The sequence below is a fragment of the Halorubrum californiense DSM 19288 genome (assembly GCF_000336875.1).
Taxonomy (GTDB): Archaea; Halobacteriota; Halobacteria; order Halobacteriales; family Haloferacaceae; genus Halorubrum; species Halorubrum californiense.
Window position 1 is genome coordinate 175251 of the sequence record NZ_AOJK01000064.1, and the last position, 22615, is coordinate 197865.

Annotated in this window: 23 protein-coding genes and 1 pseudogene; 15 read left to right on the top strand and 9 right to left on the bottom strand. The window is 70.1% G+C overall.

Translation table 11 applies throughout. From position 1 onward, the window contains the following. Window positions 1–58 precede the first annotated feature (58 nt). On the bottom strand, window positions 59–634 hold the full coding sequence (gene thpR, locus C463_RS13515) for an RNA 2',3'-cyclic phosphodiesterase (RefSeq protein ID WP_008444698.1): 576 nt from the start codon (window positions 632–634) through the stop codon (window positions 59–61). Between the two features lie 123 nt (window positions 635–757). On the opposite strand from thpR, the gene C463_RS13520 reads away from it, so the two are divergent. Together C463_RS13520 and C463_RS13525 are read left to right on the top strand one after the other, a co-directional pair. Further along, window positions 758–1654 (top strand): alpha/beta fold hydrolase, encoded by an 897-nt coding sequence (locus C463_RS13520; RefSeq protein WP_008444699.1) that lies wholly within the window; start codon window positions 758–760, stop codon window positions 1652–1654. A gap of 139 nt (window positions 1655–1793) precedes the next feature. Next, a complete protein-coding gene (locus tag C463_RS13525; protein ID WP_008444700.1) occupies window positions 1794–2438 on the top strand; it encodes a helix-turn-helix domain-containing protein in 645 nt (214 codons plus the stop codon). Window positions 2439–2475: 37 nt separating this feature from the next. Here C463_RS13525 and C463_RS13530 read toward each other — a convergent pair whose 3' ends face one another. After that, window positions 2476–4266, bottom strand: coding sequence for an excinuclease ABC subunit C (locus tag C463_RS13530; RefSeq protein WP_008444701.1), 1791 nt, complete (start codon window positions 4264–4266; stop codon window positions 2476–2478). Between the two features lie 148 nt (window positions 4267–4414). Between C463_RS13530 and C463_RS13535 the strand changes: the two genes are divergently transcribed. The 5 genes from C463_RS13535 to C463_RS13555 all read left to right on the top strand — a co-directional run bounded on the left by C463_RS13535 (window position 4415) and on the right by C463_RS13555 (window position 8296). Then, window positions 4415–6034: a methyl-accepting chemotaxis protein gene (locus C463_RS13535; RefSeq protein WP_008444702.1), complete on the top strand. Its 1620-nt coding sequence runs from the start codon at window positions 4415–4417 to the stop codon at window positions 6032–6034. A gap of 103 nt (window positions 6035–6137) precedes the next feature. Continuing rightward, window positions 6138–7529, top strand: a complete 1392-nt coding sequence (locus C463_RS13540) for a cytochrome P450 (RefSeq protein WP_008444703.1) — start codon at window positions 6138–6140, stop codon at window positions 7527–7529. Between the two features lie 3 nt (window positions 7530–7532). Then, the gene (locus C463_RS13545) at window positions 7533–7718 is read left to right on the top strand and encodes a hypothetical protein (protein WP_008444704.1); all 186 of its coding nucleotides are present in this window, start codon (window positions 7533–7535) and stop codon (window positions 7716–7718) included. Window positions 7719–7787: 69 nt separating this feature from the next. Then, window positions 7788–8063 (top strand): ribbon-helix-helix domain-containing protein, encoded by a 276-nt coding sequence (locus C463_RS13550; RefSeq protein ID WP_008444705.1) that lies wholly within the window; start codon window positions 7788–7790, stop codon window positions 8061–8063. Next, the gene (locus C463_RS13555; RefSeq protein ID WP_008444707.1) at window positions 8060–8296 is read left to right on the top strand and encodes a type II toxin-antitoxin system RelE family toxin; all 237 of its coding nucleotides are present in this window, start codon (window positions 8060–8062) and stop codon (window positions 8294–8296) included. The genes C463_RS13550 and C463_RS13555 overlap by 4 nt, the downstream gene beginning before the upstream one ends. A gap of 36 nt (window positions 8297–8332) precedes the next feature. Here the strand turns inward: C463_RS13555 and C463_RS13560 are convergent, their stop codons facing one another. From C463_RS13560 to mdh, 3 genes are all read right to left on the bottom strand, one after another. Further along, window positions 8333–8908: a 2'-5' RNA ligase family protein gene (locus C463_RS13560; protein ID WP_008444709.1), complete on the bottom strand. Its 576-nt coding sequence runs from the start codon at window positions 8906–8908 to the stop codon at window positions 8333–8335. Window positions 8909–8921: 13 nt separating this feature from the next. Then, complete coding sequence (locus C463_RS13565; protein ID WP_008444710.1) at window positions 8922–9110, bottom strand: DUF7554 family protein; 189 nt, start codon at window positions 9108–9110, stop codon at window positions 8922–8924. A gap of 87 nt (window positions 9111–9197) precedes the next feature. Then, window positions 9198–10112, bottom strand: a complete 915-nt coding sequence (gene mdh / locus C463_RS13570) for a malate dehydrogenase (protein ID WP_008444712.1) — start codon at window positions 10110–10112, stop codon at window positions 9198–9200. Between the two features lie 107 nt (window positions 10113–10219). Between mdh and C463_RS13575 the strand changes: the two genes are divergently transcribed. Both C463_RS13575 and C463_RS13580 read left to right on the top strand, forming a co-directional pair. Then, on the top strand, window positions 10220–10813 hold the full coding sequence (locus C463_RS13575; RefSeq protein WP_008444713.1) for a DUF7474 family protein: 594 nt from the start codon (window positions 10220–10222) through the stop codon (window positions 10811–10813). A gap of 100 nt (window positions 10814–10913) precedes the next feature. Further along, window positions 10914–12776 (top strand): sensor histidine kinase, encoded by a 1863-nt coding sequence (locus C463_RS13580; protein WP_008444715.1) that lies wholly within the window; start codon window positions 10914–10916, stop codon window positions 12774–12776. Here the strand turns inward: C463_RS13580 and C463_RS20215 are convergent. From C463_RS20215 to C463_RS13590, 4 genes and pseudogenes are all read right to left on the bottom strand, one after another. After that, a complete protein-coding gene (locus C463_RS20215; protein ID WP_137695773.1) occupies window positions 12771–13292 on the bottom strand; it encodes a hypothetical protein in 522 nt (173 codons plus the stop codon). The two genes, C463_RS13580 and C463_RS20215, sit on opposite strands and share 6 nt — an antisense overlap. Before the next feature lie 217 nt (window positions 13293–13509). Continuing rightward, on the bottom strand, window positions 13510–14253 hold the full coding sequence (locus tag C463_RS13585) for a DNA polymerase sliding clamp (RefSeq protein WP_008444717.1): 744 nt from the start codon (window positions 14251–14253) through the stop codon (window positions 13510–13512). A gap of 61 nt (window positions 14254–14314) precedes the next feature. Continuing rightward, a pseudogene (locus tag C463_RS19775) lies at window positions 14315–14661 on the bottom strand (hypothetical protein). A 139-nt stretch (window positions 14662–14800) separates the two neighbouring features. Next, window positions 14801–16207: a phosphoglucomutase/phosphomannomutase family protein gene (locus tag C463_RS13590; RefSeq protein WP_008444726.1), complete on the bottom strand. Its 1407-nt coding sequence runs from the start codon at window positions 16205–16207 to the stop codon at window positions 14801–14803. Between the two features lie 414 nt (window positions 16208–16621). On the opposite strand from C463_RS13590, the gene C463_RS13595 reads away from it, so the two are divergent. The 6 genes from C463_RS13595 (at window position 16622) to thsA (ending at window position 22340) form a co-directional block, all read left to right on the top strand. Then, entirely contained in the window at window positions 16622–17188 is a 567-nt protein-coding gene (locus tag C463_RS13595) for an NADPH-dependent FMN reductase (protein ID WP_008444737.1), read from the top strand. A gap of 80 nt (window positions 17189–17268) precedes the next feature. Further along, window positions 17269–17640, top strand: a complete 372-nt coding sequence (locus tag C463_RS13600) for a rhodanese-like domain-containing protein (RefSeq protein WP_008444738.1) — start codon at window positions 17269–17271, stop codon at window positions 17638–17640. Between the two features lie 97 nt (window positions 17641–17737). Next, window positions 17738–18292, top strand: a complete 555-nt coding sequence (hjc, locus tag C463_RS13605; protein ID WP_008444739.1) for a Holliday junction resolvase Hjc — start codon at window positions 17738–17740, stop codon at window positions 18290–18292. Between the two features lie 69 nt (window positions 18293–18361). Beyond that, window positions 18362–19324, top strand: a complete 963-nt coding sequence (gene rio1, locus C463_RS13610) for a serine/threonine-protein kinase Rio1 (protein ID WP_008444740.1) — start codon at window positions 18362–18364, stop codon at window positions 19322–19324. Window positions 19325–19426: 102 nt separating this feature from the next. Further along, complete coding sequence (locus C463_RS13615; protein ID WP_008444741.1) at window positions 19427–19969, top strand: KH domain-containing protein; 543 nt, start codon at window positions 19427–19429, stop codon at window positions 19967–19969. Window positions 19970–20687: 718 nt separating this feature from the next. Next, a complete protein-coding gene (thsA, locus tag C463_RS13620; RefSeq protein ID WP_080510850.1) occupies window positions 20688–22340 on the top strand; it encodes a thermosome subunit alpha in 1653 nt (550 codons plus the stop codon). Window positions 22341–22615 lie beyond the last annotated feature (275 nt).

Genomic DNA, 22615 nt, shown 5'->3' on the forward strand with positions numbered 1-22615 from the left:
ACGTACGGCCGCGGCTATCACCGGTGAGAATCTCATCCGCCGTGCGACCGCGGTCGGGTCACCCGAGCCCGAACTCCCGGACGACGCCGTACTCCGGACCGGACGCGGTCAGCGTCGACTCGATCAGTCGGATCTCGTCGACGGAGAACGTCCCGATTTCGGCCCCCTCGTCGTCGAGCGCGTCCCGGACCGCCTCGGCGCCGGCCGCGTTCTCGACCCGGCCGAGCGTCACGTGCGGCGTGAACTCGTGGCTTTCGGGGTCGACGCCGAGCGCGGTCGTCTCGGCTTCGAGGGCCTCGTGGAGCGCTGCGAGGTCGTCGCCGCCGCGGTCGACGCCCGCCCAGACGACCGAGATGTACTCGCGGTTCGGGAAGACGCCGAGCCTCTCGATTTCGGCCTCGAACGGAGTGACGCCGGCGCGTTCGACCGCCCGTTCGCCGGCGGCGATCACGTCGTCGAGGACGGGTTTGGTCCCGTCGTCCCCTTCGCCGACCTCGCCGAGAAACTTCAGCGTCACGTGCGCCTGTTCCGGATCGACGGGGTTGACGCCGGCAGCGTCCGCGAAAGCGGCCTGCGCGTCCGCGACGGCGGCCGCGAGCGAGTCCGGCAGGTCGACGGCGAAGAACGCTCGCATCTCGGTCGACGGATCGACCGAGCGACGGATACCGTTTGGGGTGGTCGAATCAGTGACTTATATAAATACTACCGTATCAGTCCGGCATAATTTCCAGTACCCGCGCCGTCCTACACACAGGTGATGGCCACCACCGACTCCGCGCGACCGGACTCGACCCCGGAGCGCCGGGTGCCGGCGCGTGAGGCGTCGAGCGTCGCCCGCTCGGCCGACGGTCGCCGGATCGCCTACGCGACGTACGGGCCTCCCGGCGGCGACCCGGTCGTCTTCTTTCACGGGACGCCCGGGTCCCGCCGGCTGGGGGCGCTCCTCGAACCGGCGGCACGAGCGAACGACGTCCGCGTGATCGCGCCCGACAGGCCCGGCTACGGGCGCTCGTCGCCGCAGCCGGACCGGACCGTCGGCGACGCCGCCGCGTCCGTACGGCCCGTCTTGGACGACCTCGGGGTCGAGCGGGCGGCTCTCGTCGCGTTCTCCGGCGGCGCGCCCTACGCCCTCTCGACGGCCGCGTCGCTGAGCGACCGGGTCACCGGCGTCGACCTCGTCGCCGGCGCGACACCGCCGTCGTTCGGCGACGACACGCCCGCGGTCCAGCGGCTCCTGTCCGGCCTCGCGGCCGCGACGCCGTCGGTCCTCGGGGCGCTGTTCCGCGGGCAGGCGTGGGTCGCGTCGCGCGCGGACCCGTCGTTCGTGGTGGCCCAGTACGCCGAGGACGCCGACGCCGTCCCCGAGGACGCCGCGACCGTCGTGAAGGAGGACTTCCTCGCGGCGTTCGAGCGCCATCGCAACGGTGCGGTCATCGAGTTCCGCGACGCCGGAACCGATTGGGGGATCGACCTCGACGCGGTCGACGCCCCGGTGCGCCTGTGGCACGGGACCGACGACGCGAACGTCCCCGTCGCCGGGGCGGAACGACTGGCCGAGACGCTCCCGACCGCCGACCTCCGCGTCCTTGACGGCGCGGACCACCTCGGGACGCTCCTCCGAGCCGCTCCCGAGGCCCTGTCACGTCCCCGTTGACCCGTCCGGCCCTCCTCCCCGAGCCCGTCCCCGCTGATCCGTCTGACCCTCCCCCCCGAGCCCGTCCCGGAGCCCCGCGAGGGCGTCCCGAACTAGGCGCATTGATATACGGCACGCTCGAACGATGAGCGACCGCGCAATGAAACGGATCAGGTTCTCGGCCGCCTACCCGGAGCGGCTCCGTCACCCGCTACACGACGTGATCGTCGGCGACTCGCCGGTCCGTCGCGCGGAGCTGCTGATGTGGAGCCCGACGGCGGACGCGACGACGCTGCTCTGGTTCGACGGCGACCGCGACGCGACGGCGGCCGCCCTCGACGCGCTCGACTCGCTGGTCGCGAGCAGCCTCGTGAGCGACGTCGACGGGACCTACGCCTTCCTCCGGCAGGACGCCTACGAGTTCTCGGCGGCGCTCCTCGACACCGTCGCGGCGTCGCGGGTGATCTTCCTTCCCCCGGTCGTCTTCCGCGAGTCGGGCGACGTCCGGTTCGAGGCGGTGGGCGCGACGGCGGCGCTCAGCGAGTTCCACGACGACCTCGGCGCCCTCGCCGACCTCACCATCGAGCGGGCCCACGAGTTCGAGCGCCGGCGGGCCCCGTCGCGGCTAACCGACCGACAGCGCGCGGCGCTGGAGACGGCGGTCTCGGCGGGGTACTACGAGGTTCCGCGCGAGGGGAGCGTCGCGGACGTCGCGGCCGCGCTCGACTGCGCGACGAGCACGGCCGGCGAACTGCTCCGGAAGGCCGAGGCGGCCCTCGTCGAGCGCGCCGTCGAGTCGGCGTGACGGCGGTCGCCGTCCGCAACGCCGACCCGTCTTCGGCTCACAGGCGCTCGCGGAGCGTGTCGGCGGTCGCGTCGCCGACGCCGTCGACGTCGGTGAGGTCGTCGCGGGAGGCGTCGCGGACGTTCTCGACCGAGCCGAACCGCCGGAGGAGGCGGCGGCGCGTCTCGGGACCGACGCCCGGCACGTCGTCGAGGACCGTCTTCACTTCGTCGCGGACGGTCTGGTGGTAGGCGACGGCGAAGCGGTGCGCCTCGTCGCGCACGCGCTGGAGCAGGTGGAGTTCGGGCGCGTCGTCGTCCCAGCGCCGGGTCCCGGTCGGGGTGACGACCAGTTCCTCCGCCTTCGCGAGGGCGACGGCGGGCACGTCCCACCCCGTCTCCGCGAGGGCGTCGCGGGCGGCTCCCAGCTGTCCCTCCCCGCCGTCGATGAGGAGGAGGTCCGGGTCGGGGCGGTCGTCCTCGCCGGCGAGCGCGCGCTCGGCGCGCCACCGGATCAGCTCGCGCATGTTCGCGTAGTCGTCGTTGCGCTCGGTGAGCTTCTTCCGACGGTAGTCGGCCGTCTCCGCGCTCCCGTCGACGAAGCACACGTCGGAGCCGACGACGGCGGTGCCCTGCGCGTGGCTCACGTCGAACCCCTCGATCCGGTCGGGACGCGAGATCCCCAGTCGCTCGCCGAGCGCGCCGACGGAGTCGTCGCGGCCGCCGCGCTTCCGGGCGTTCTTGAGGGCGAGCTCGACGAGCTTCGCCTCGCGCCCGGCGCCCGGAACGCGGACCCCGACTCCCTCGCGCTCCAGCCAGTCGACCACGTCCGGGTCGGCGGGTTGCTCGGCGAGGAGGACCGCGTCCGGGAACTCCCGCTCGGCGTAGTACTGCGCGAGGAACGCGGCGAGGACGGCCGCGGGCGTGTTGGCGTCGGCGTCCGCGCCTCCCCCCTCTCCGCTCGCTCCGCCTCGCTCTGCCGCGTCCGCCACCGCGGCCGCGTCCAACTGGTGTCGCGTCCGGTCGACCAACTGGCCGCGCTCGCTGTGGAGCCGGGCCACCCGGGCGGCCTCGCCCTCCACCGCGGCCGCCAGCACGTCGACGGTGCGGTCGTCGGACCGATCGCTGACCGCCTCGCCGCCCTCGCCGTGGAACGTCTCGACCGCTTCGAGGCGGTCGCGGAGGTTCGCGGCGCGCTCGAACTCGTTCGCCTCGGCGGCGGTCTCCATTCGGCGGCGCAGGGGGTCCGCGAGGACGCCCGCTTCGCCCTCGAAGAAGCGCCGCGCGGCGGCCACGTCCTCCGCGTACGCCTCGGGGGATATCTCGCCGGTACACGGCGCCGAGCAGATGCCCATCTCGTAGTCGAGGCAGGGGCGGTCGCGCCCCTCGTACTTGTGGTCCGAGCAGCCGCGGAGGCCGTACACCTCTCGGACCGCCTTCACCACGGTCTCGACGCGACCCACGTCGGTGAAGGGGCCGTACGCGACCGCGCCCGCTTCCGGATCGCGGGTCACCTCGATCCGCGGCACCTCGTGGTCGGAGAAGGCGACGAGCGGGTACGACTTGTCGTCCTTCAGCCGGACGTTGTACCGCGGGCGGAGCCGCTTGATGAGGTTCGCCTCCAAGAGGAGCGCCTGCGTCTCCGTGTCGGTGACCGCGAACTCGATCCGGTCGGCGCGCTCGACCATCCCGAGGATGCGGCCCGAGCGCGGGTCCGCGTACGACCGCACCCGGTCGCGGAGGTCGAGCGCCTTCCCGACGTACAGCGTCGCCTCGCCCGCCCGGAACTGGTAGACCCCCGGCTCGGTCGGGAGGTCTCCGGCCCGCTCGCGGACCCCGTCGGCGTCCATCGGTCTCTGGGTTCCGTAGCCGCCCGACGCCATTGAACGCTGCGGGCCGGGCCGGACCGCTCCTCCGGTCCGCCGTTACCTCGGATTATCAAACGTGAGTTCCGGGACGTGCGGTTTATGATGCCGGTTGAGAGACAGTGACGTAGACATGACGGGACTTCGCGAGCGTCTGCGGAACGTATTCGGTCGGGGGGACGACTCCCGGTCGGTCCCCGACGGGGGCGTCGTCGTCGAGGGCGCGTCCGGTTCCGGCGGGTCGACGGACGAGACACCCGGCGACGCGGCGGCCGGCAAAAACGGGGACCACACGTTCACCGACGAGGCGGGCGTGAACCGCGCGGGGACCCTCGCCGGCGCCGGCTTCGAGCAGGTGTTCGACGCCACGAGCATCCCGACGTTCATCCTCGACTGCGGGGGGAACGTCGCGGAATGGAACGAGTCGATCGCGTCGCTCACCGGGGCCGACCGCGACGAGGCGATCGGTCACGGCCACGTCTCCGAACTGTTCTACCCCGACGGCCGGCGGGCCGACACGCTGGCGGACAAGGTGCTCGACGCGCCCGAAAACGCCGACGAGGTGTACGGCGTCGAGCCGTGCGACTCCGCCCGCGATCGCTACCGCGACTCCAGCACGATGATCGACCGGCACGGCGACGAGCGCCACATCGAGTTCACGGCGACCGCGCTGTACGACGACGGCGAACTCATCGGCGTGACGGAGGTCGTCATCGACCGGACGGAGACGGTCAATGAGCGGGACGCGACGAGCGAACTGGTCACCGAGGTCAGGGAGACCGCCGAGGCGATCGGCGAGGGGAACCTGGACGCCCGAGCCGCCCGGCGCGACGCCTTCGACCACCTCGACGGCGACTTGGTCCGCGTGATCGACGTGGTCAACCGGATGGCCGACAACCTCGACCAGCTCTCCTCGGGCGTCCACGAGAAGGCGCGCGACCTCGACGGGACGGTCGAGGAGGCGAGCGCCGCGGCCGCCGACATCGCCGAGAACGTCGACGAGCAGAACGAACTCCTCGAAGAGAGCGTCTCCGAGATGCAGTCGTTCTCCGCGGGGATGGAGGAGGTCGCCGCGACGGCCGACGAGGTCGACTCCGCCGCGATCGCGGCCGCCGACGCCGCCGACGAGGGGCTCGACGCCAGCGAGGACGCGCGGCAGGCGACCGAGGACGTCGTCGAGATCGGCGACGAGCTGGTCGAGAGCGTCGGCGCGCTCTCCGAGCGCATGGACGACATCGAGGAGGTCATCGAGGTCATCTCCGACGTGGCCGAGCAGACCAACCTGCTCGCGCTCAACGCCAACATCGAGGCCGCCCGCGCCGGCGAGGGCGGCGACGGCTTCGCGGTCGTCGCCGAGGAGGTGAAGAAGCTCGCCGACGAGACCCGCGGCTACACGGAGGAGATCACGGAGAGCCTCGACAAGCTCCAGGCGCAGTCCGCGGAGACGACGACCGCGGTCGAGCGTTCGCACGAGCGCATCGAGGACGCGGGCACCGAGATCGAGACGGTCCTCGACTCCCTCGAAGAGATCGCCGACGCCGTCGACGAGGCGGCCGCGGGCGTCGCGGAGGTGGCGCGCACCACCGACGACCAGGCCGCGACCGTCGAGGAGCTCACGTCGTCGCTGGAGGCGGTCCGCGAGCGCTCCGACCGCACCGAGGACGCGACCGACCGCATCGTCGACGCCACCGACGACCAAGAGGCGGCCGTCGACGAGTTGATCGCCCGCGTCGAGCAGCTCGACGCGCGGTAACGCTCCGACCTCCCGGACCTCCGACCCCCGAGACAGCCCGCTTTTCCGGCGCTTCCGTTTCGCCCCGCCGAACGTTTAACCCCGCTCAACCCCCAGAAATCGTATGTCCGTTACGCCGCCCGGACCGCTCGGCGACCCGCTCTTCGGCAACGGTCGCCAGTTCGCGGACGACCCGTTCGGCTTCCTGCGCGCCTGCGCCGACAGCTACGGCGACGTGGTGCGGCTCAACCTCGGCCCCAGGGAGACGTACCTGCTCACGAACCCCGCCGACGTGGAGCGCGTGCTCGTCGCCGACGCGGAACGCTACACCAAGCCCCAGTTCGACGACGCGATGGACACGCTGCTCGGCGACGGCCTCCTCATGAGCGACGGCGACACGTGGCGGCGCCAGCGCACGCTGGCGAACCCCGCGTTCCACAACCGCCGGATCGGCGCGCTCGCCGGCGTGATGGCCGACCACGCCGAGTCGCACGTCGCCGACTGGGAGGACGGCGACGTCGTCGACCTCCAACTGGAGCTGGCGCGGCTCACCGTGCGGATCATCGTCACGGCGATGTTCGGTGCCGACATCGACGACGAGGAGGTGAAGACGGTCCAGGAGAACCTCGAACCGCTCGGCGCTCGGTTCGAGCCCGACCCCCGTCGGTACCTGGTCCCGGACTGGCTGCCGACCCGCGAGAACCGCGAGTTCGACGCCGCCATCGACACGCTCGAATCCGTCATCGACGGCATCGTCGAGCGTCGCCGCGGCACGGAACGCGACCCGAGCGTCGACCCCGCCGGCCCGGACGGGGCCGGGGTCCGCGGCCCGCCCGGCGACCCCGACGCCGACCTCCCGATGGACCTGCTCTCCGTCCTGCTCCGCGCCCGCGACCGCGGCGAGCAGACCGACGAGAACCTCCGCGACGAGCTGGTGACGATGCTGCTCGCCGGCCACGACACCACCGCGCTCGCGCTGACGTACACGTTCTACCTCCTCTCGAACCATCCCGAGGCCCGCGAGCGCGTCGCGAGCGAGGCGGCGATGGCGACCGAGGGCGGCTCCCTCACCGCGGCCGACGTGCGCGAGATGGAGTACACCGAGCGCGTGCTCAACGAGTCGATGCGCCTCTACCCGCCCGTCTACACGCTGTTCCGCGAGCCCAAGCTCGACGTGAAACTGGGGGGGTACCGGATCCCCGAGGGCTCGGCGCTGATGGTCTCCCAGTGGGTGATTCACCGGTCCGAGCGCTGGTACGACGACCCCGAGACGTTCGATCCCGACCGCTGGGCCCCCGAACGGCGGAGCGAGCGCCCACGGTTCGCCTTCTTCCCGTTCGGCGGCGGCCCGCGCCACTGTATCGGAAAGGCGTTCTCGCTCATGGAGGCGAAGATCATCCTCGCGACGGTCTGCTCGCGGTTCGACCTCGACTACGAGGGGCCGGACCTCTCCCTGCGCGGGTCGCTGACGATGCACCCGAACCACCCGGTGCCGATGCGGATCCGCGAACGATAAGGGATGACGGGCGACGAGGCGGGGTCGTACTGCGCCCGCTGCGGCGAGCCGCTCTCTGAGGGTCTCGTCGCGGGCGAACAGCGCGCTTGCTGTCTCAACGCGACCCCCATCGCGGGCGTTTGCCCGACGCACGGGCCGGTAGGGCCGCACGACGCGGTCGGGGAGACCGACGCGGTCGACGGCGCGTAGTCAGTCTCGACCGTCCGTCACGCTATCCTCGGCGTAACCGTTATTCATACACAATTTCAGCACACTTGTATGTCAGAAGCGAGTTCGCCGCCGGAGAAGACGACGGTCAACATCCGAATGACGGAGTCGTTCCTCGCCGACGTCGACGCGACGTGGACGGATCTCGGCTACAACAGCCGGAGCGAGTTCGTGCGCGACGTGCTTCGCGACGCGGTGAAACACCCCGAGTTCGACCGGGCCGACCTCAAGGCGGTCGCCGCGAGTGAGGTCGACATCCAGCAGGGTCGCACACGCGACAGCGACGCGATCAAAGCCGAGTACGGCAGCGGTGACGACGATCGATGAGCGAGGGGTGGGACTGGCGGTTCACCGATCGCTCCGAGCGACAGCTCGACGAGGTAGTCACCGACCAGTGGCGGGACCCGACGGACCACCTTGAACCGCTGGCCGGTGCTCCGCACCAGAAACTTCGGATCGGTCAGTTCAGGCTCGCTTGTCGCGTAGACCGCGATCAAAAAATACTGTTCGTGGTCGCGATCCGGAAGCGGGGCGGGGACGCGTACCGAGACGACGACTGAACGTCCGACGCGAACGCCGCGAATGGGTCATCCCAATCATAAATCGACCGTCGCCGCGACCTCCCGGTACTCCGGGTCCCACACGTCGAGCGCGTGGACGCGCCACCGGACCGGGTCGAACTCGGCGTCGACGAGGTCGGCGACCGCGCCCGGCTCGGGGTTCCCGCCTCGCGCCAGCGTGACGTGCGGCACGTACTCGTCGCCCTCGATCCCCTCGACCGCACCGAACGCGGCACAGAGCCGTCGGTGGAGCCGGTCGAGCCCGTCGCTTTCGACCGCCAGATAGACGACCGGCCGCGACCCCGACCGCGGCGCGTCGAAGACGTCGCCCCCGGTCACGGCGACATCGAAGGGTTCGGCGGCCCCGAGCGGTCGCTGAAGACGGTCGCGCAGGTAGTCGAGAGCTTCCTGTCGGGGCGGGACGGCTCGGTCCCCTCCGCGTCCGCCTTTCTCGTCTTCCGTTCCCTCCCCCCTTTGTACGTCTCCGACGCCGAACCGCTTACAGACGAGGGTGTGGCGGTCGCGGACCACGTCGAACCCCGTGAGTTTCGGGTGGAGATCGGCCGCGAGCCGATCGATCGCGGGCGGGAGCGGGACGTTGAGGCTGAACACGAAGGTCGCCGCCTCAGATCCGATCGGTGAGGTGTAAGGCGATCAGGACGACGAGCGCGATCCCGATCAGCGTCGGGAGCGCGTCGAGCAGCCAGAAGGCGACTTCGAGGACGACCCCGACGATCTCCAAGAGAAGCCAGGCGATGACGAGCAGCAACACGACCTTCAGGAGGTCGTCGGTGTCGATCTCGGCGCGGTTCATGCTCGGAGGAGCGCGCGGCAGCGGTAAAAAATCGGCGGTGAGAGCGACCGAGCCTCGCGGACGTCGGCCGAGTTTCGCGAAACTCTCCTACGCGATCTTCTCGTACTGCTCGGAGAGCTTCTCGGCGGCCTCGTCGAGCAGGTCGGCCTCGTACTCGTCGAGGTCCCACTCGACGACCTCCTCGACGCCGTTCGAGCCGAGCTTCGCCGGCACGCCGAGCGCGGTGTCGTCGTAGCCGTACTCGCCGTCGAGCACGACGGAGCAGGGGAGCACCTCGCCGGTGTCCTCGAGGATCGCCTCGACGGTGTGGGCGACGCCGGTGGCCGGCCCCCACTGCGTCGCGCCCTTCCGGCTGATCACGTCCATCGCGGACTCCTGGAGGTCTTCGAGGATCTGCTCTTTCTCGTCGGCGTCGAACGACGGGTCGCGGCCGTCGACGCGCACCTTCGAGAAGACGGGCGCCTGCGCGTCGCCGTGCTCGCCGAGGATCGTCGCCTCGACGTTCTGGACGGGCGCGTCGAAGCGCTCGGAGAGGACGTAGCGGAAGCGCGCGGAGTCGAGCCGCCCGCCGAAGCCGACCACCTTGTTGCGGTCGCGGTCGCCCGCCTCGTAGAGGTGGCGGTTGAGCAGGTCGACCGGGTTCGAGGTGGTGACGGTGACGAAGTCGTCGTTGTGCTCAGCGAGCGACGACCCGATGTCCTCCATGATCGGCGCGTTGTCGCCGGCGAGGTCGATCCGCGTCTGTCCCTCCTTACGCGGGATGCCGGCGGTGATGACGACGACGTCCGAGCCGGCGGTGTCCTCGTACTCGCCCTGCCGGACGGTCGTGTTCGAGTCGTACGCGACGCCGTGGTTCGCGTCCGCGGCCTGTCCGATCGTCGTCTCGCGCTGGTCCGGAATGTCGACGAAGACGAGCTCGTCGACCACGTCGCGCAGCGCGAGGTTGTAGCCGGCCGCGGCTCCGACGGTCCCCGCCGCACCGATAACGCTGACCTTTGTCATACGTCTGGATCCGCGACCGGGCGGTGAGTAAACGTTTCGGAACCGCAGCAACGTCCGTGACCGTCGTCGCGAAACCCCTAACTCCCGCGGCGTCGAAGCGTCGCCTCGTGCCGACGTTCCGCTACCCGTGTCCCGGCTGTCGGACGACGAACAGCCTTCACGACGCCGACTGCGACTTCGAGGGCGTGAGCTGGCCGACCGTCGAGAAGGCGTACACGGACCTCCTGTCGGTGCTGTCCGCGGAGCCCGACGGCCTCCCGGAGGCGGCGCTGCGGGACGCGGTCCCCGCGGAGTGGGGCGGGCTCCACAAGGCCGCGCTCGGCGCGCTCCGCCGCGACCAGCGCGTCGTCGAGGACGGGGACCGCCTCCGTCTGCTCACCGCAGCGGAGTTCAAAGAGCGCGTCTCCGAACCCACCCGCGACCCGATGCGCACCGTCTACGAACACGGCTCCGTCCCGGGCTGTCACGACAACGCGGTGTTCGCGATGGTGGCGTGGTACGAGATGGTCGGCCTCTCGTGGCCCGAGACGCGAGAGAACGTGATCGAGTGGCTCCACGCGTCGGGCGCGTGGGACCGCGGCGGCTTCGAGGAGTCGACGCCGGAGGAGCTCGTCGACGCCAAGCGCCACGTGTACGACGAGGGGTACGGCTGGAAGGAGAAGGGACAGGCCGCAAAGCGCGTCATCGAGCGACACCTGTAGCGCCGGCTCGTCTGGAGAGCTGACTCGCTTGGAGCGCGGACCGGCCGGGCCGTCGCCGCGCGACAGTTTTACCCCCGCCGTCGCCGTCGTACCTCCACGAATGGCCCTCGACCTCGTCCCCGCGTGGCCCGCCGTCGGCTCGCTCGCGGGCGGGGCCGGGGCGCTCGCGCTGGCGTGGGCGATCCGCGAACACCGCGGCCGTCCCGGCGTCGACTGGTTCCTCGGCGTGTTCGCCGCGCAGGCGACGTGGTGTCTCTCCTACGGGGTCGGCCTGCTCGTCTCCGAGCCGGCGGTCCGGGCGGCGCTGGAGGCGACGATGTGGCTCGGCGTGATCTGGACCGGGGTCGCCTTCCTCGGCTTCGCGCTGGAGTACACCGGCCGGAGCGACGTGGTCCGGAGCCGCCTGTTCGCGGCGGTCGCCGCGTTCGGGGTCCTTTCGTCCGCGCTCGTCGCCACGAACTCCCTCCACGGCGCCTTCTGGACCGAGTTCGGGCGCGACCCGGTCTTCGGCGTCGAGACCGTCTCGTACGCGTTCGGCCCGTGGGCGTACCTGACGGTCGCCGCGGAGACCGTCCTCGTCGCCAGTGCGGTGTTCCTCCTCGTCGACACGCTGCTCAGCTACGGCCCCCTCTACCGCCGCGAGAGCGCGGCGGTCGCGCTGAGCTCGCTGCCGCCGGGGTTCGCGCTGGTCGCGTGGGCGCTCCAGATCGGCCCGGTCCCGCAGCTCCAGCTCGCCCCCCTGATGTTCGTCCCGCACGTGATCATGGACGCGTACGCCTTCGACCGCGCGGAGATGTTCGACCGGAACCCGACGACCAGCCGCGCCGCCGAGCGCACCGCCATCGACGACCTGCGAGACCCCATCGTGGCGCTGGCGCTTGACAATCGCGTCGTCCGGCTCAACCCCGCCGCCGAGACGGTCCTCGGCGTCGACGCCGAGACCGCTCGCGACCGCCCGCTCGCCGACTTCCTCGACCTCCCGGTCGAAATCGGTGACGAGCGCGCGGCCGAGTCGGACGGCGGCGAGTCCGCCCCGGACGACGACTCGGCCCCCGACGACGAGCCCGGCGGCTCACGCGAGACGGTTCAGATCGACGCCGCCGCCGGCGCGGGCCGCCGCACGTACGCGGTGTCGGTCTCCCGGCTCACCGACCCCAACGGGACCCACGTCGGGTACACGGTCGTCCTCTCGGACGTCACCGAGCGCGAGCGCCGCCGACAACAGCTTGAGGTGCTCAACCGCATCCTGCGCCACAACCTCCGCAACGACGCCGGCGTCGTCCACGGGTACGGCGAGATCCTCCGCGACCGACTCGACGACCCGGAGCTCGTTCAGATGGCCGACGCGGTCGAGCGCCGCGCTGGCGCGCTGGCAGCGCTCGGCGAGAAGGCCGGCACGGTCGAGCGACTGCTCGAAGAGAGCGACCCGGAGGCGACGGACGTCCGCGACCTCCTCGATTCGATCGTCGCGGACGCCCGCGACCGCGACGGCGACGCGACGCTCGAACTCGCCGTCGGGGACGCGGCGGCGACCGTCGACGGCGGCGCGGCCGACTGGACCACGCGCGTCAGGCCCGACGCGCTCCGCGCGGTCGTGGAGAACACGGTGGAGAACGCGGTCGACCACCACGACGGCGAGGGGACCGAGCGCGAGGACGGCGGGACGTGGGTGCGCGCGTCGCTCCGCAGGAAGGGCGGCGCGGAGGGGACCGACGGCGGGGGGGACACCGACGGCGACGCCCGGTTCGTCCTCACCGTCGCGGACGACGGGCCCGGGATCCCGGACCACGAGGTCGAGGCGGTCGAATCGGGGCGAGAGACCGCCCTCGAACACGGGTCGGGACTGGGGCTGTGGGTCGTCGCGTGGGGCGCCGCCGCGGTCAGCGCCGACGTGACGTACGCCGAGCGCGAGCCGCGCGGGACGCGGGTGACGGTGTCGATCCCGATCGTGGACGATCTATAATGCGTGCGTCTCGCCGTACGCCTGTGCCTTCAGGCGATCGTAGCGTTCCCGTGAGTCGAGCACCCACTTGTACTCGAAACCGGGTGGTGGGTTGCCCATCCAGTTGAGGAATCTCTGAGTCTCACCGCGAGAAAATCGAATGGTACCTCGCCGAAAATTGGGATCGAATCCGTGTTCTCTGAACAGATCGAGAAGGAACTCGGGACGGTCCGATTCTGTTCGCGTTCGGATTTCAGCTCTCGGCGTCCGATTCCGATCGACATCGAGAAACCCATCCGAAATATACCAGAATTTCGCAACTTTTGGCGTTAGTTCGAAGCTCTCGGGAATCCGTTTGGTGCCCGACTCGTACCAACTCCGAAGCCGGGTGAAGTATGGGTGGCTTCGACTCCAAACGGTGTACATATCGTGGTGATTCTCGGCTTTCGCGTTCGGGCTAAATCCGGTCTCTCGATTGTTCTTGGCGAGTTCTTCGGCAGTTTTCTTCAACGATACTCCGGTGGTGAAAATATCCATTCGGTTGTCATATCATTCCAAAAACTGCCGATTAACCATCGGGAGGTGAAACACGCCGTTACTACCATCGGGTTGCGTAGGTATCGAGCCGTCGCCCATGAGCAATCCCAAAACCATCTCCTGTTTGCGCGGGGGTACCCGTGGGTATGGGCATGAGCCCTTCGCCCAGTGGCTCCCGACTCGTTTGAATGCCTCGTTACAGGTCGGACAGACCGCGTTAGTCACTTTGTATTCTCGGCGCGAGCATGAAAGTAACGTTCCCCAGCCCCTCGGCGAACCCGTAGTGGAGCTTGACGGGGAACTCCTCGCCGAGTTCGACGGTGACCTCGGCGTCGGAGGGGATCGCCTTGTTCATGTCCTTCAGGTAGTCGAGGCTGAACAGCGAGTCGGCGGGGCCGGCGGTGAGCGCGATGAGGTCCTCGCGGTCGAGCTTGAGGTTCACGTCGTCGGTGTCGCCCTCGGCCTCGATGAAGAACGCCTCGTCGGTCTCGTCGACGCGGAGGCGGATGTGGTCGGAGACCATGTCGGCGGCCTTGATACCGCGGTCGAGCTGGGCGCCCTCGACGACGATATCGGAGGCGAGATCGAGGTCCGGGATGTCCGGCTCCTGCCGGATCGAGTCGGGGTCGATGAGCGCGAGGGTGTACGAGAGGCCGTCGATCTCGATGTGGAGCTTGCGGGTCTCCTCGTCGAGTTCGAGGTGGATCAGGTCGCCGGAGTTGGCCATGCCGGCGATGTCTTCGAGGCGGGCGAGGTTGACGCCGATGACGCCGCCGTCGGCGTCGTAGGACTCGAACGCGGCCGCCTCCAGCGTGAGGTCGACCATGCCGACGTTGGCGGGGTCGACGGCGCGGATGGAGAGCTCCTCCTCGTTCAGGCGGATCTTACACTCGTCGACCAACACGCTCACCGAATCGAGCGCGTCCTGAAACGTCGACGCGCCCACGATGGCCTTGAACATATACGTTCAGCTTGGGCGGTATCACCTAAAAAGGCACCCGATCGGAGCGACGACCGACCGCTCACAGCGACCGCACGAGCCGGGCGACGACGACCGCGAGCGTGACGACGGTTCGCCACAGTCGGAGCCGTTCGAGCCGGTATTCGAACGCGTCCGGTTCGTCCGCCTCGTCGCCCTCGCCGCCCGGTTCGCGGTCGGGTTCGCCGGCCGCGTCCCCGCCGTGCCGGTCGGGCGGCGGATCGGTAGCGCGGTCCGGTTCCTCCCGCGGGTCCCGGTCGGACGTTGCCGGCTCGCTGGCCGGGTCGGTCGCGTCGCAGTTCGCCCCGCGATCGGGGGCGCTTTCGTCGCGCTCGGTCGGCCTCGGTTCGGTGTCGGTACCGTCGGCGCCGGCAGTGGCTCGTCGATCATGTGGTCTCTCGGCCGCGTCGGGCCGTACGCGACGACACGGGGTTAATTTATAAATAAACGAGTCGAACCCAAGGCGGAACTGAAACTCGTCCGGGCGGGCGGTCTCCCGGCGGGTCGCCGTCGCCCGACCCGCCCGCCCTCAGATCAGGGGTTCGACGAGGTCGCGCCCCTCGGCGAGCAGTTCGTCGACCGCCTCGTCGCTGTCGGCCTCGGCGTACACCCGCAGTTTCGGCTCGGTCCCCGAGGGGCGGACGAGCAGCCACGAGCCGTTCTCCAAGAGGAGCTTGAACCCGTCGAGGGTGACGACCTTCGCGACGGGGGAGCCGCCGACGGACTCCGGGATGTGGTCTTCGAGTTCGTCGAGAACGCCCGCCTTCCGGTCATCCGCGCAGTCGAGCGACACCTTCCCGGCCGCGATCTGTCCGTGTTCGGCGAGCAGGCGGTCGACGCGCGCGTCGAACGGCTCGGCGGCGTGGGTCGCGGCCGCGAGCAGCGCCATCAGCACCCCGTCCTTCTCGCGGACGTGGCCGCGGAGGGTGAACCCGCCCGACTCCTCGCCGCCGAACAGCGCGTCGTGCTCGCCCATCGCCTCGGCGACCCACTTGAAGCCGACCGGGGTCTCGTACACCGCCTCGCCGTGCGCCTCGGCGATGCGGTCGACGAGGAACGTCGTCGACACGGTGCGGACCGCGGGCCCCGAGTCGGTCTCCAGGAGCCGGTCGTAGCAGGCGGCGTAGAAGAGGTTCGCGTCGAGGACCCCCCGCTCGGGCGTGACGACCGCGATCCGGTCGGCGTCGCCGTCGTTGGCGATCCCCAGATCCACGTCGCTCTCGGGGTCGGTGACGCGCTCGGCCAGTTCTTCGAGGTGTTCGGCCGACGGCTCGGGGGAGTCGCCGCCGAACGTCACGTCGCGCTCGCAGCGCAGGCGGACGACCTCGGCGCCGGCGGCTTCGAGGAGCGCGTCCGTCACGCCGCGCCCGCTCCCGTGCATCGCGTCGTAGGCGACGGTGAGTCCGGAGAGGTCGACGCCGCCGCTTCCGTCTCCGGCGACGCGGCCGACGACCTCGCGGGCCGCGTCCGCGTGGTCGCTCACGAGGTCGACGCGTTCGATCGCGCCGCGCTCGTCCTCGGGGAGCAGGTCGGGCTCCGCGAGCCGATCGACGATGTCCTCGGTCACGTCGGGCAGCGCGGGGGCGCCGTCGTGGGGGATGAACTTCACGCCGTTGTACTCGGGCGGGTTGTGCGAGGCCGTCACCATACACGCGCCGGCGAGCCCGCGATTGACGATGGCGTACGCGATGACGGGGGTCGGCGCGTCGCGCTCGGGGAGCAGCACGTCGAAGCCGTTGCCGGCGAGTACCTCGGCGAGGCTCTCGGCGAATCCCTCTGAGGTCTCGCGGGCGTCGTAGCCGACCGCGACCGGCTCGTCGTGCCCCGCCGCGTCGAGGTGATCGGCTATCGCCTGCCCGACGATCCGCACGCGCTCGTCGGTGAAGGTGTCGAGCGTCGCGCGCCACCCGTCCGTGCCGAAGGCTATCTGGTCCATATCGCCCACGTCGGCGGCGGGGACAATAATGCCCGGTGTCGCTCGCGAGGCTTGCGCGAGCGGCCCGATGTCGGCGATTTATAAACGAACCGCGGTGGCGCGCCTCCGAGCGGTCGCCGCCGGCGACCGCGAGGAGTCCGCGAGGGAGTCAGTCGCCGGAGCGAAGCGGAGGCGACTGACGAGGCTGGGGAGGTGTTCGCCGCCGCCCTACGGACAGTCGATTATAGCCGAGCAGCTGGGGCTTTGGAGGTGTTCGCCGCCGCCCTACGGACAGTCGATTATAGCCGATCGGCTGGGGCGTTGGCGGCGTTCACGGCCGATCTGCGGTCAATCACGCATCGCCGGCGACCGGCACTCCGACTCCGATCTCCCCCAATCGCCTCCGTTTTTATCACTCGGTCCCGAACGCGGATTATGACCCGAATCGCGGCCGTCTCCGGCAGTCGGAGCGCTGACAGCACCACGCGGGCCGCGCTCCGCGTCGCGCTCGACGCCGCCGCCGACGCCGGCGCGGAGACCGACCTGATCGACTTGGCCGCCGTCGACCTCCCGTTGTACCACCCGGACGAGGGCGCGCAGGGCGACAGCGAGGCGCTGAAACGGCGCGTCCGCGAGGCCGACGGCGTCCTCGTCGGGACGCCCGTCTACCGCGGCTCCTACTCGTCGACGTTCAAGAACTTCCACGACTTCTGCGGCTCCGACGAGTACGAGCACACCGCCGTCGGGCTGCTCGCGACGGCGGGCGGCGGCTCCTACGGCGGCACGCTCGAACACCTCCGCTCGACGTTCCGGAACGTCCACGCGTGGACGGTCCCCCACGAGGTCGGGATTCAGGGTGCCTCCTCGAAGGTCGAGACGGGCGGACCGGCGGACGCGGCCGCCTCAGATAGTGCTCCGCGGATCACCGACGACGACCTCCGCCGGCGCACCGAGCGACTCGGGCGGATCGTCGTCGAACACGCGGAGCGGCTGCGAGGGTGAGGCCGGTCGCGGCCCCGCCGTCGCCGCGCTCGACGCGCCGTAGGCGGCAGGAATTTCCCCCCGAGACCGACCGTCCGCCGATGAGCCGCATCCGCCCGGACGAGTTGGACGAGCGCCTCGGTACGGACGACGAGCCGTTCCTGTTGGACATCCGCCCCGAGTCGGACTACGGGAGCGGGGCGATTGACGGGAGCCGGAACGTGCCGGTGTACGACGACCTCCGGAGCGGCGACGACGCCGCGCTCCGCCGTCGGCTCGACGAGATCCCCGACGATAGCGAGATCGTCACCGTCTGTAAGATGGGGATCGTCGCCAAGCGCGCGACCCGCGTCCTCGACGAGGCGGGCTACGAGGCCTCGACGCTCTCCGGCGGGATGAGCGGCTGGAACGGGTACGAGCGGGGCTCGCTCGGATACAAGATCCGGTCGCTGTGGTGGCGGCTACGCGGATGACGGCCGGTCGCGTCCGCGCGGAACTGGGTGCGATCGGGACCCGCGACCCGCCGGGCTTTTGCCCGGCTCGCCGCTACGACGCGTATGACCGACCCGGGTGACGACGACCGTGTCCGCTAACCGGAAGGGGGACCGCCGCGAGCGCGAGCTGGTGAACGCCTTGGACGAGGCGGGGTTCGCCGTGATGCGCGCGCCGGCCAGCGGCTCCGCGACCGAGCGCGAGCTCCCCGACGTGCTCGCGGGCGACGGCGAGACGTTCTACGCCATCGAGGCGAAGTCGAGCGCGGGCGACCCGATCTACCTCACCGGCGAGGAGGTGGAGGCGCTGCTGTTCTTCGCGCGGAACTTCGGCGCGAAGGCGCGCATCGCGGTGCGGTTCGACCGCGAGGACTGGTACTTCTTCCACCCGGGCGACCTCTACACCACCGACGCCGGTTCCTATCGGGTGAAGAAAGAGAAGGCCCTCGCGGACGGCACCGACTTCCCCGAGTTCGTCGGCGAGACGGAGAAGGTGACGCTGGGCGAGGTCGGCGACGACGGGGCCGGTGAGGACGCGGACGCGCCTGACCCGGAGACCGAGGAGCGTCGGACGATCTTAGAGGCCGTCCGCGACGGCCACATGCCGGTCGCGGACGCGCTCGACGTGTTGTAGCGGGACGGACGCTCGCGGCCGCTCGCGGACCCCCTCGCTTATCCCTCGCGGCGTCGAACCTCCTGCCGAATGAGCGAGGACTTCGGCCTGCTCGAACCGGCGGACCAGCCCGGCGACGAGTGGGAGCAGCTCGACGTCTCCGACACCGAGGCCGACCGGATCGCCCGGCGGCAGGACCGCGAGTTCGACGAGTTCCGCAAGCGGATCAAGGACACCGAGCAGTTCAAGCTCCAGGAGTCGGTGTTCGACGACGCCACGCTGGCGGCGGTGTACAAGCTGGTCCAAGACGGCTACGTCGACGCCTTCGGCGGGCCGGTGTCGACCGGGAAGGAGGCGAGCGTCTTCGAGGCGCTCGGCGGGCAGGCGGGCGAGCGGCCGGAGCCGGGGTCGGAGGCGGCCGGCGGCGGCCCCGAGGGCGTCACCCCCGAGCGCGAGGTTGCGGTGAAGGTGTACCGGATCAACTCCTCGAACTTCCGGCAGATGCGCGACTACCTGGAGGGCGACCCGCGCTTCGAGGGCATCGCGAGCGATAAGAAGGCGGTCGTGCTGGCATGGACCCGGAAGGAGTTCGCGAACCTCTCTCGCGCGCGGCAGGCCGGCGTGCGCGTTCCCGAACCGATCGCGGTCCAGCGGAACGTCCTCGTGATGGAGCTGGTCGGCCACGCCGAGGAGCGCGCACGGCGGCTGAGCGAGGTCGACGTGGAGAACCCCGAGACCGCCTACGAGGTCGTCCGCGAGTACATGCGCCGGCTGTACGGCGCCGGCCTGATCCACGGCGACCTCTCGGAGTACAACATGATCATCCACGACGGCGAGCTGGTGATCATCGACCTGGGGCAGGCGGTGACGGTCCACCACCCCAACGCCGGGGAGTTCCTCGCCCGCGACTGCGAGAACGTGGCGACCTTCTTCACCCGACAGGGGATCGACGTCGACCCCGACGCCCTCCGCGCGTACGTGACGGAGCCCGAGGCCGACCCGACCGGGGAGGCCACGGGACCGGACGCCCACGCGACGGACTCGGACGAGTAGGTCGCCGGTCGGGCGGCTCGATCGGCCGGAGACCACCGTCACGCGCCCACACGGCGCCCGCCGCGGAACACAGTTAAAAGGCTCCGCCGGATATCCCGTGGTATGCAACACGTGACGGTTCCGCAGGACCGTATCGGCGTCGTCATCGGCGCCGGCGGCGAGACGATGCGGGAGATCGAAGAGCGGGCGAACGTGCGGCTCGACATCGACTCGGAGTCGGGGAGCGTCGCCATCGAGGAGCGCGACGACCCCGTGGCGGCGATGGTGGCCCCCGACATCATCAAAGCGATCGGGCGCGGCTTCAAGCCGGAGACGGCGCTGTCGATCCTCGACCACGACCTCCGGACGCTCGATCTGATCGACCTCTCCGAACACACTCGCAACGACAACGACCTCCAGCGCAAGAAGGGTCGGATCATCGGGGAGAACGGCCGCACGCGCGAACTGCTCGAGGAGCTGTCGGGCGCGAACGTCGTCGTCTACGGCTCCACCGTGGGCGCGGTGGGCCAGCCCGAGGAGCTGGAAGTGGTTCGCCGGGCGGTCGGGATGCTGCTGGACGGGGCGCCCCACGGCGCGGTGTACTCGTACTTGGAGCGCATGTCGAACGAACTCGACGACGACGTGAGCTTCAACGCGCCGCAATAAGCGAGCGAATCTTCCTGTTCTGTCGTTGTAGGTACTCTTGTTCGGTCACGGACGACCTCTACTGCTGGCGACACACTGACCGACTCCAAAGCCCCAGCCGCTCGGCTGTACGTGGTCGGGCTCCTCGGAGATACCACCTCCAAAGCCCCAGCCGCTCGGCTGTACGTGGTCGGGCTCCTCGGAGATACCACCTCCAAAGCCCCAGCCGCGAGGGCTCGGTGCGGTCGCTGCGGTCCTCGTCAGTCGCTCGCTTCGCTCGCTCCCTCCTGCGGTCCTTGCGNAGGGCTCGGTGCGGTCGCTGCGGTCCTCGTCAGTCGCTCGCTTCGCTCGCTCCCTCCTGCGGTCCTTGCGTCCCGCGCCTTCGCCCTCGCGACTGCCCCTTTGAGTCCCCCCCCCCCCACCGCAACCGCACCTCACGCCTCCCCAGCCTCGTCGCTGGCCCTCTCCGCTTCGCTCCGGGGCCAGCGACTCCCTCGCGGGCTCCTCACGGCCGCCGATGGCGGCCGCTCGGAGGCGCGCCACCCCGGTTTTCTCGTCTAACCTCCATCCCACCGATTGATCTGGAGTTCTATATAAAGGACCGTGTGAACGCACCTCATGCCGCCCGATACTCCCCCACCGTGTTGCGGTTTCTCACGAACCGAGCAAAAGGTTTATATAGAATCACAAACAATCAATGGTCGTAATGTCACAGCGCCAGCGGATGGGCAATCAGCCCATGATCGTACTTTCCGAGGAATCGCAGCGAACATCCGGAAAGGACGCTCAGAACATGAATATCACGGCCGGCAAGGCGGTCGCGGAGTCCGTCCGCACCACGCTCGGCCCGAAAGGGATGGACAAGATGCTCGTCGACTCCGGTGGGTCCGTCGTCGTCACGAACGACGGCGTCACCATCCTGAAGGAGATGGACATCGACCACCCGGCGGCCAACATGATCGTCGAGGTCTCCGAGACGCAGGAGGAGGAGGTCGGCGACGGCACCACCTCCGCGGTCGTGGTCGCCGGTGAGCTCCTCGATCAGGCCGAGGAGCTCCTCGATCAGGACATCCACGCGACGACCCTCGCGCAGGGGTACCGTCAGGCCGCCGAGAAGGCCAAGGAGATCCTCGACGAGGAGGCCATCGACGTCTCCGCGGACGACTACGACACGCTCGTCGAGATCGCCGAGACGGCGATGACGGGCAAGGGCGCGGAGAACTCCAAGGACCTCCTCGCCGAGCTCGTCGTCGACGCCGTCCTCGCGGTTCAGGACGACGACGGCATCGACACGGAGAACGTCTCCGTCGAGAAGGTCGTCGGCAGCTCGATCGACCAGTCCGAGCTCGTCGAGGGCGTCATCGTCGACAAGGAGCGCGTCGACGAGAACATGCCCTTCGCGGTCGAGGACGCCGACGTCGCGCTGTTCGACGGCGCCATCGAAGTGAAGGAGACGGAGATCGACGCCGAGGTCAACGTCACCGACCCCGACCAGCTCCAGCAGTTCCTCGACCAGGAAGAGGAGCAGCTCCGCGAGATGGTCGACCACCTCACCGACATCGGTGCCGACGTCGTCTTCGTCGGCGACGGCATCGACGACATGGCCCAGCACTACCTCGCGCAGGAGGGCATCCTCGCCGTCCGCCGCGCGAAGTCCGGTGACCTCAATCGGCTCGCCCGCGCGACCGGCGGCCGCGTCGTCTCCAACCTCGACGACATCGAGTCGGACGACCTCGGCTTCGCCGGCTCCGTCGCCCAGAAGGACATCGGCGGCGACGAGCGCATCTTCGTCGAGGACGTCGAGGAAGCGAAGTCCGTCACCCTCATCCTCCGCGGCGGCACCGAACACGTCGTCGACGAGGTCGAGCGCGCAATCGACGACTCGCTCGGCGTCGTCCGCACGACGCTGCTCGACGGGCAGGTCCTGCCCGGCGGCGGCGCCCCCGAGGCCGAGCTGGCGCTGCAGCTCCGCGACTTCGCCGACTCCGTCGGCGGCCGCGAGCAGCTCGCCGTCGAGGCGTTCGCCGACGCGCTGGAAGTCGTCCCGCGCACCCTCGCCGAGAACGCTGGTCTCGACCCCATCGACTCGCTGGTCGACCTCCGCTCCCGCCACGACGGCGGCGAGTTCGGCGCCGGTCTCGACGCCTACACGGGCGACGTGATCGACATGGAGGCCGAGGGCGTCGTGGAGCCGCTCCGCGTCAAGACCCAGGCCATCGAGTCCGCCACCGAGGCGGCCGTCATGATCCTCCGCATCGACGACGTCATCGCGGCCGGCGACCTCAAGGGCGGCGGCACGGACGACGGCGGCGACGACGGCGGCCCCGGCGGCGCGCCCGGCGGCATGGGCGGCGGCATGGGCGGCATGGGTGGCATGGGCGGCGCGATGTAAGCGAGGTTCTGAAAGAACCTCGATACCGAGCGGGGAGCGCACGCGACCCGCGAGGTGTGAAGTTCGGTTAACGCCTTCACACCCCACCCCGACCGCAGCCGTTCCGCTGGACCGCTTCACTGACCGACCGTCGCGCGCCCCCGTCGGGCCACGACGACACGCGATTTTTATCGACGACTCGACCGCCGAGCGACGCGTTCGTCGCTCGCGATTCTTCTTTCCAACACCGAGCGCCGCGCTACCGCTCCCCACATTCGGCTCGCGCGACAGGAGGG

Excerpts from the sequence above, each read along its gene's own strand:
- C463_RS13565 (WP_008444710.1), bottom strand. The coding sequence starts at position 9,110 with ATGAACCGCGCCGAGATCGACACCGACGACCTCCTGAAGGTCGTGTTG.
- C463_RS13615 (WP_008444741.1), top strand. The coding sequence starts at position 19,427 with ATGCAACACGTGACGGTTCCGCAGGACCGTATCGGCGTCGTCATCGGC.
- C463_RS13600 (WP_008444738.1), top strand. The coding sequence starts at position 17,269 with ATGAGCCGCATCCGCCCGGACGAGTTGGACGAGCGCCTCGGTACGGAC.
- C463_RS13530 (WP_008444701.1), bottom strand. The coding sequence starts at position 4,266 with ATGGACGCCGACGGGGTCCGCGAGCGGGCCGGAGACCTCCCGACCGAG.
- C463_RS13520 (WP_008444699.1), top strand. The coding sequence starts at position 758 with ATGGCCACCACCGACTCCGCGCGACCGGACTCGACCCCGGAGCGCCGG.
- C463_RS13595 (WP_008444737.1), top strand. The coding sequence starts at position 16,622 with ATGACCCGAATCGCGGCCGTCTCCGGCAGTCGGAGCGCTGACAGCACC.
- C463_RS13580 (WP_008444715.1), top strand. The coding sequence starts at position 10,914 with ATGGCCCTCGACCTCGTCCCCGCGTGGCCCGCCGTCGGCTCGCTCGCG.
- C463_RS13590 (WP_008444726.1), bottom strand. The coding sequence starts at position 16,207 with ATGGACCAGATAGCCTTCGGCACGGACGGGTGGCGCGCGACGCTCGAC.
- C463_RS13550 (WP_008444705.1), top strand. The coding sequence starts at position 7,788 with ATGTCAGAAGCGAGTTCGCCGCCGGAGAAGACGACGGTCAACATCCGA.
- C463_RS20215 (WP_137695773.1), bottom strand. The coding sequence starts at position 13,292 with ATGGATATTTTCACCACCGGAGTATCGTTGAAGAAAACTGCCGAAGAA.
- C463_RS13585 (WP_008444717.1), bottom strand. The coding sequence starts at position 14,253 with ATGTTCAAGGCCATCGTGGGCGCGTCGACGTTTCAGGACGCGCTCGAT.
- C463_RS13525 (WP_008444700.1), top strand. The coding sequence starts at position 1,794 with ATGAAACGGATCAGGTTCTCGGCCGCCTACCCGGAGCGGCTCCGTCAC.
- C463_RS13540 (WP_008444703.1), top strand. The coding sequence starts at position 6,138 with ATGTCCGTTACGCCGCCCGGACCGCTCGGCGACCCGCTCTTCGGCAAC.
- rio1 (WP_008444740.1), top strand. The coding sequence starts at position 18,362 with ATGAGCGAGGACTTCGGCCTGCTCGAACCGGCGGACCAGCCCGGCGAC.
- thpR (WP_008444698.1), bottom strand. The coding sequence starts at position 634 with ATGCGAGCGTTCTTCGCCGTCGACCTGCCGGACTCGCTCGCGGCCGCC.
- C463_RS13545 (WP_008444704.1), top strand. The coding sequence starts at position 7,533 with ATGACGGGCGACGAGGCGGGGTCGTACTGCGCCCGCTGCGGCGAGCCG.
- C463_RS13535 (WP_008444702.1), top strand. The coding sequence starts at position 4,415 with ATGACGGGACTTCGCGAGCGTCTGCGGAACGTATTCGGTCGGGGGGAC.
- mdh (WP_008444712.1), bottom strand. The coding sequence starts at position 10,112 with ATGACAAAGGTCAGCGTTATCGGTGCGGCGGGGACCGTCGGAGCCGCG.
- C463_RS13555 (WP_008444707.1), top strand. The coding sequence starts at position 8,060 with ATGAGCGAGGGGTGGGACTGGCGGTTCACCGATCGCTCCGAGCGACAG.
- thsA (WP_080510850.1), top strand. The coding sequence starts at position 20,688 with ATGATCGTACTTTCCGAGGAATCGCAGCGAACATCCGGAAAGGACGCT.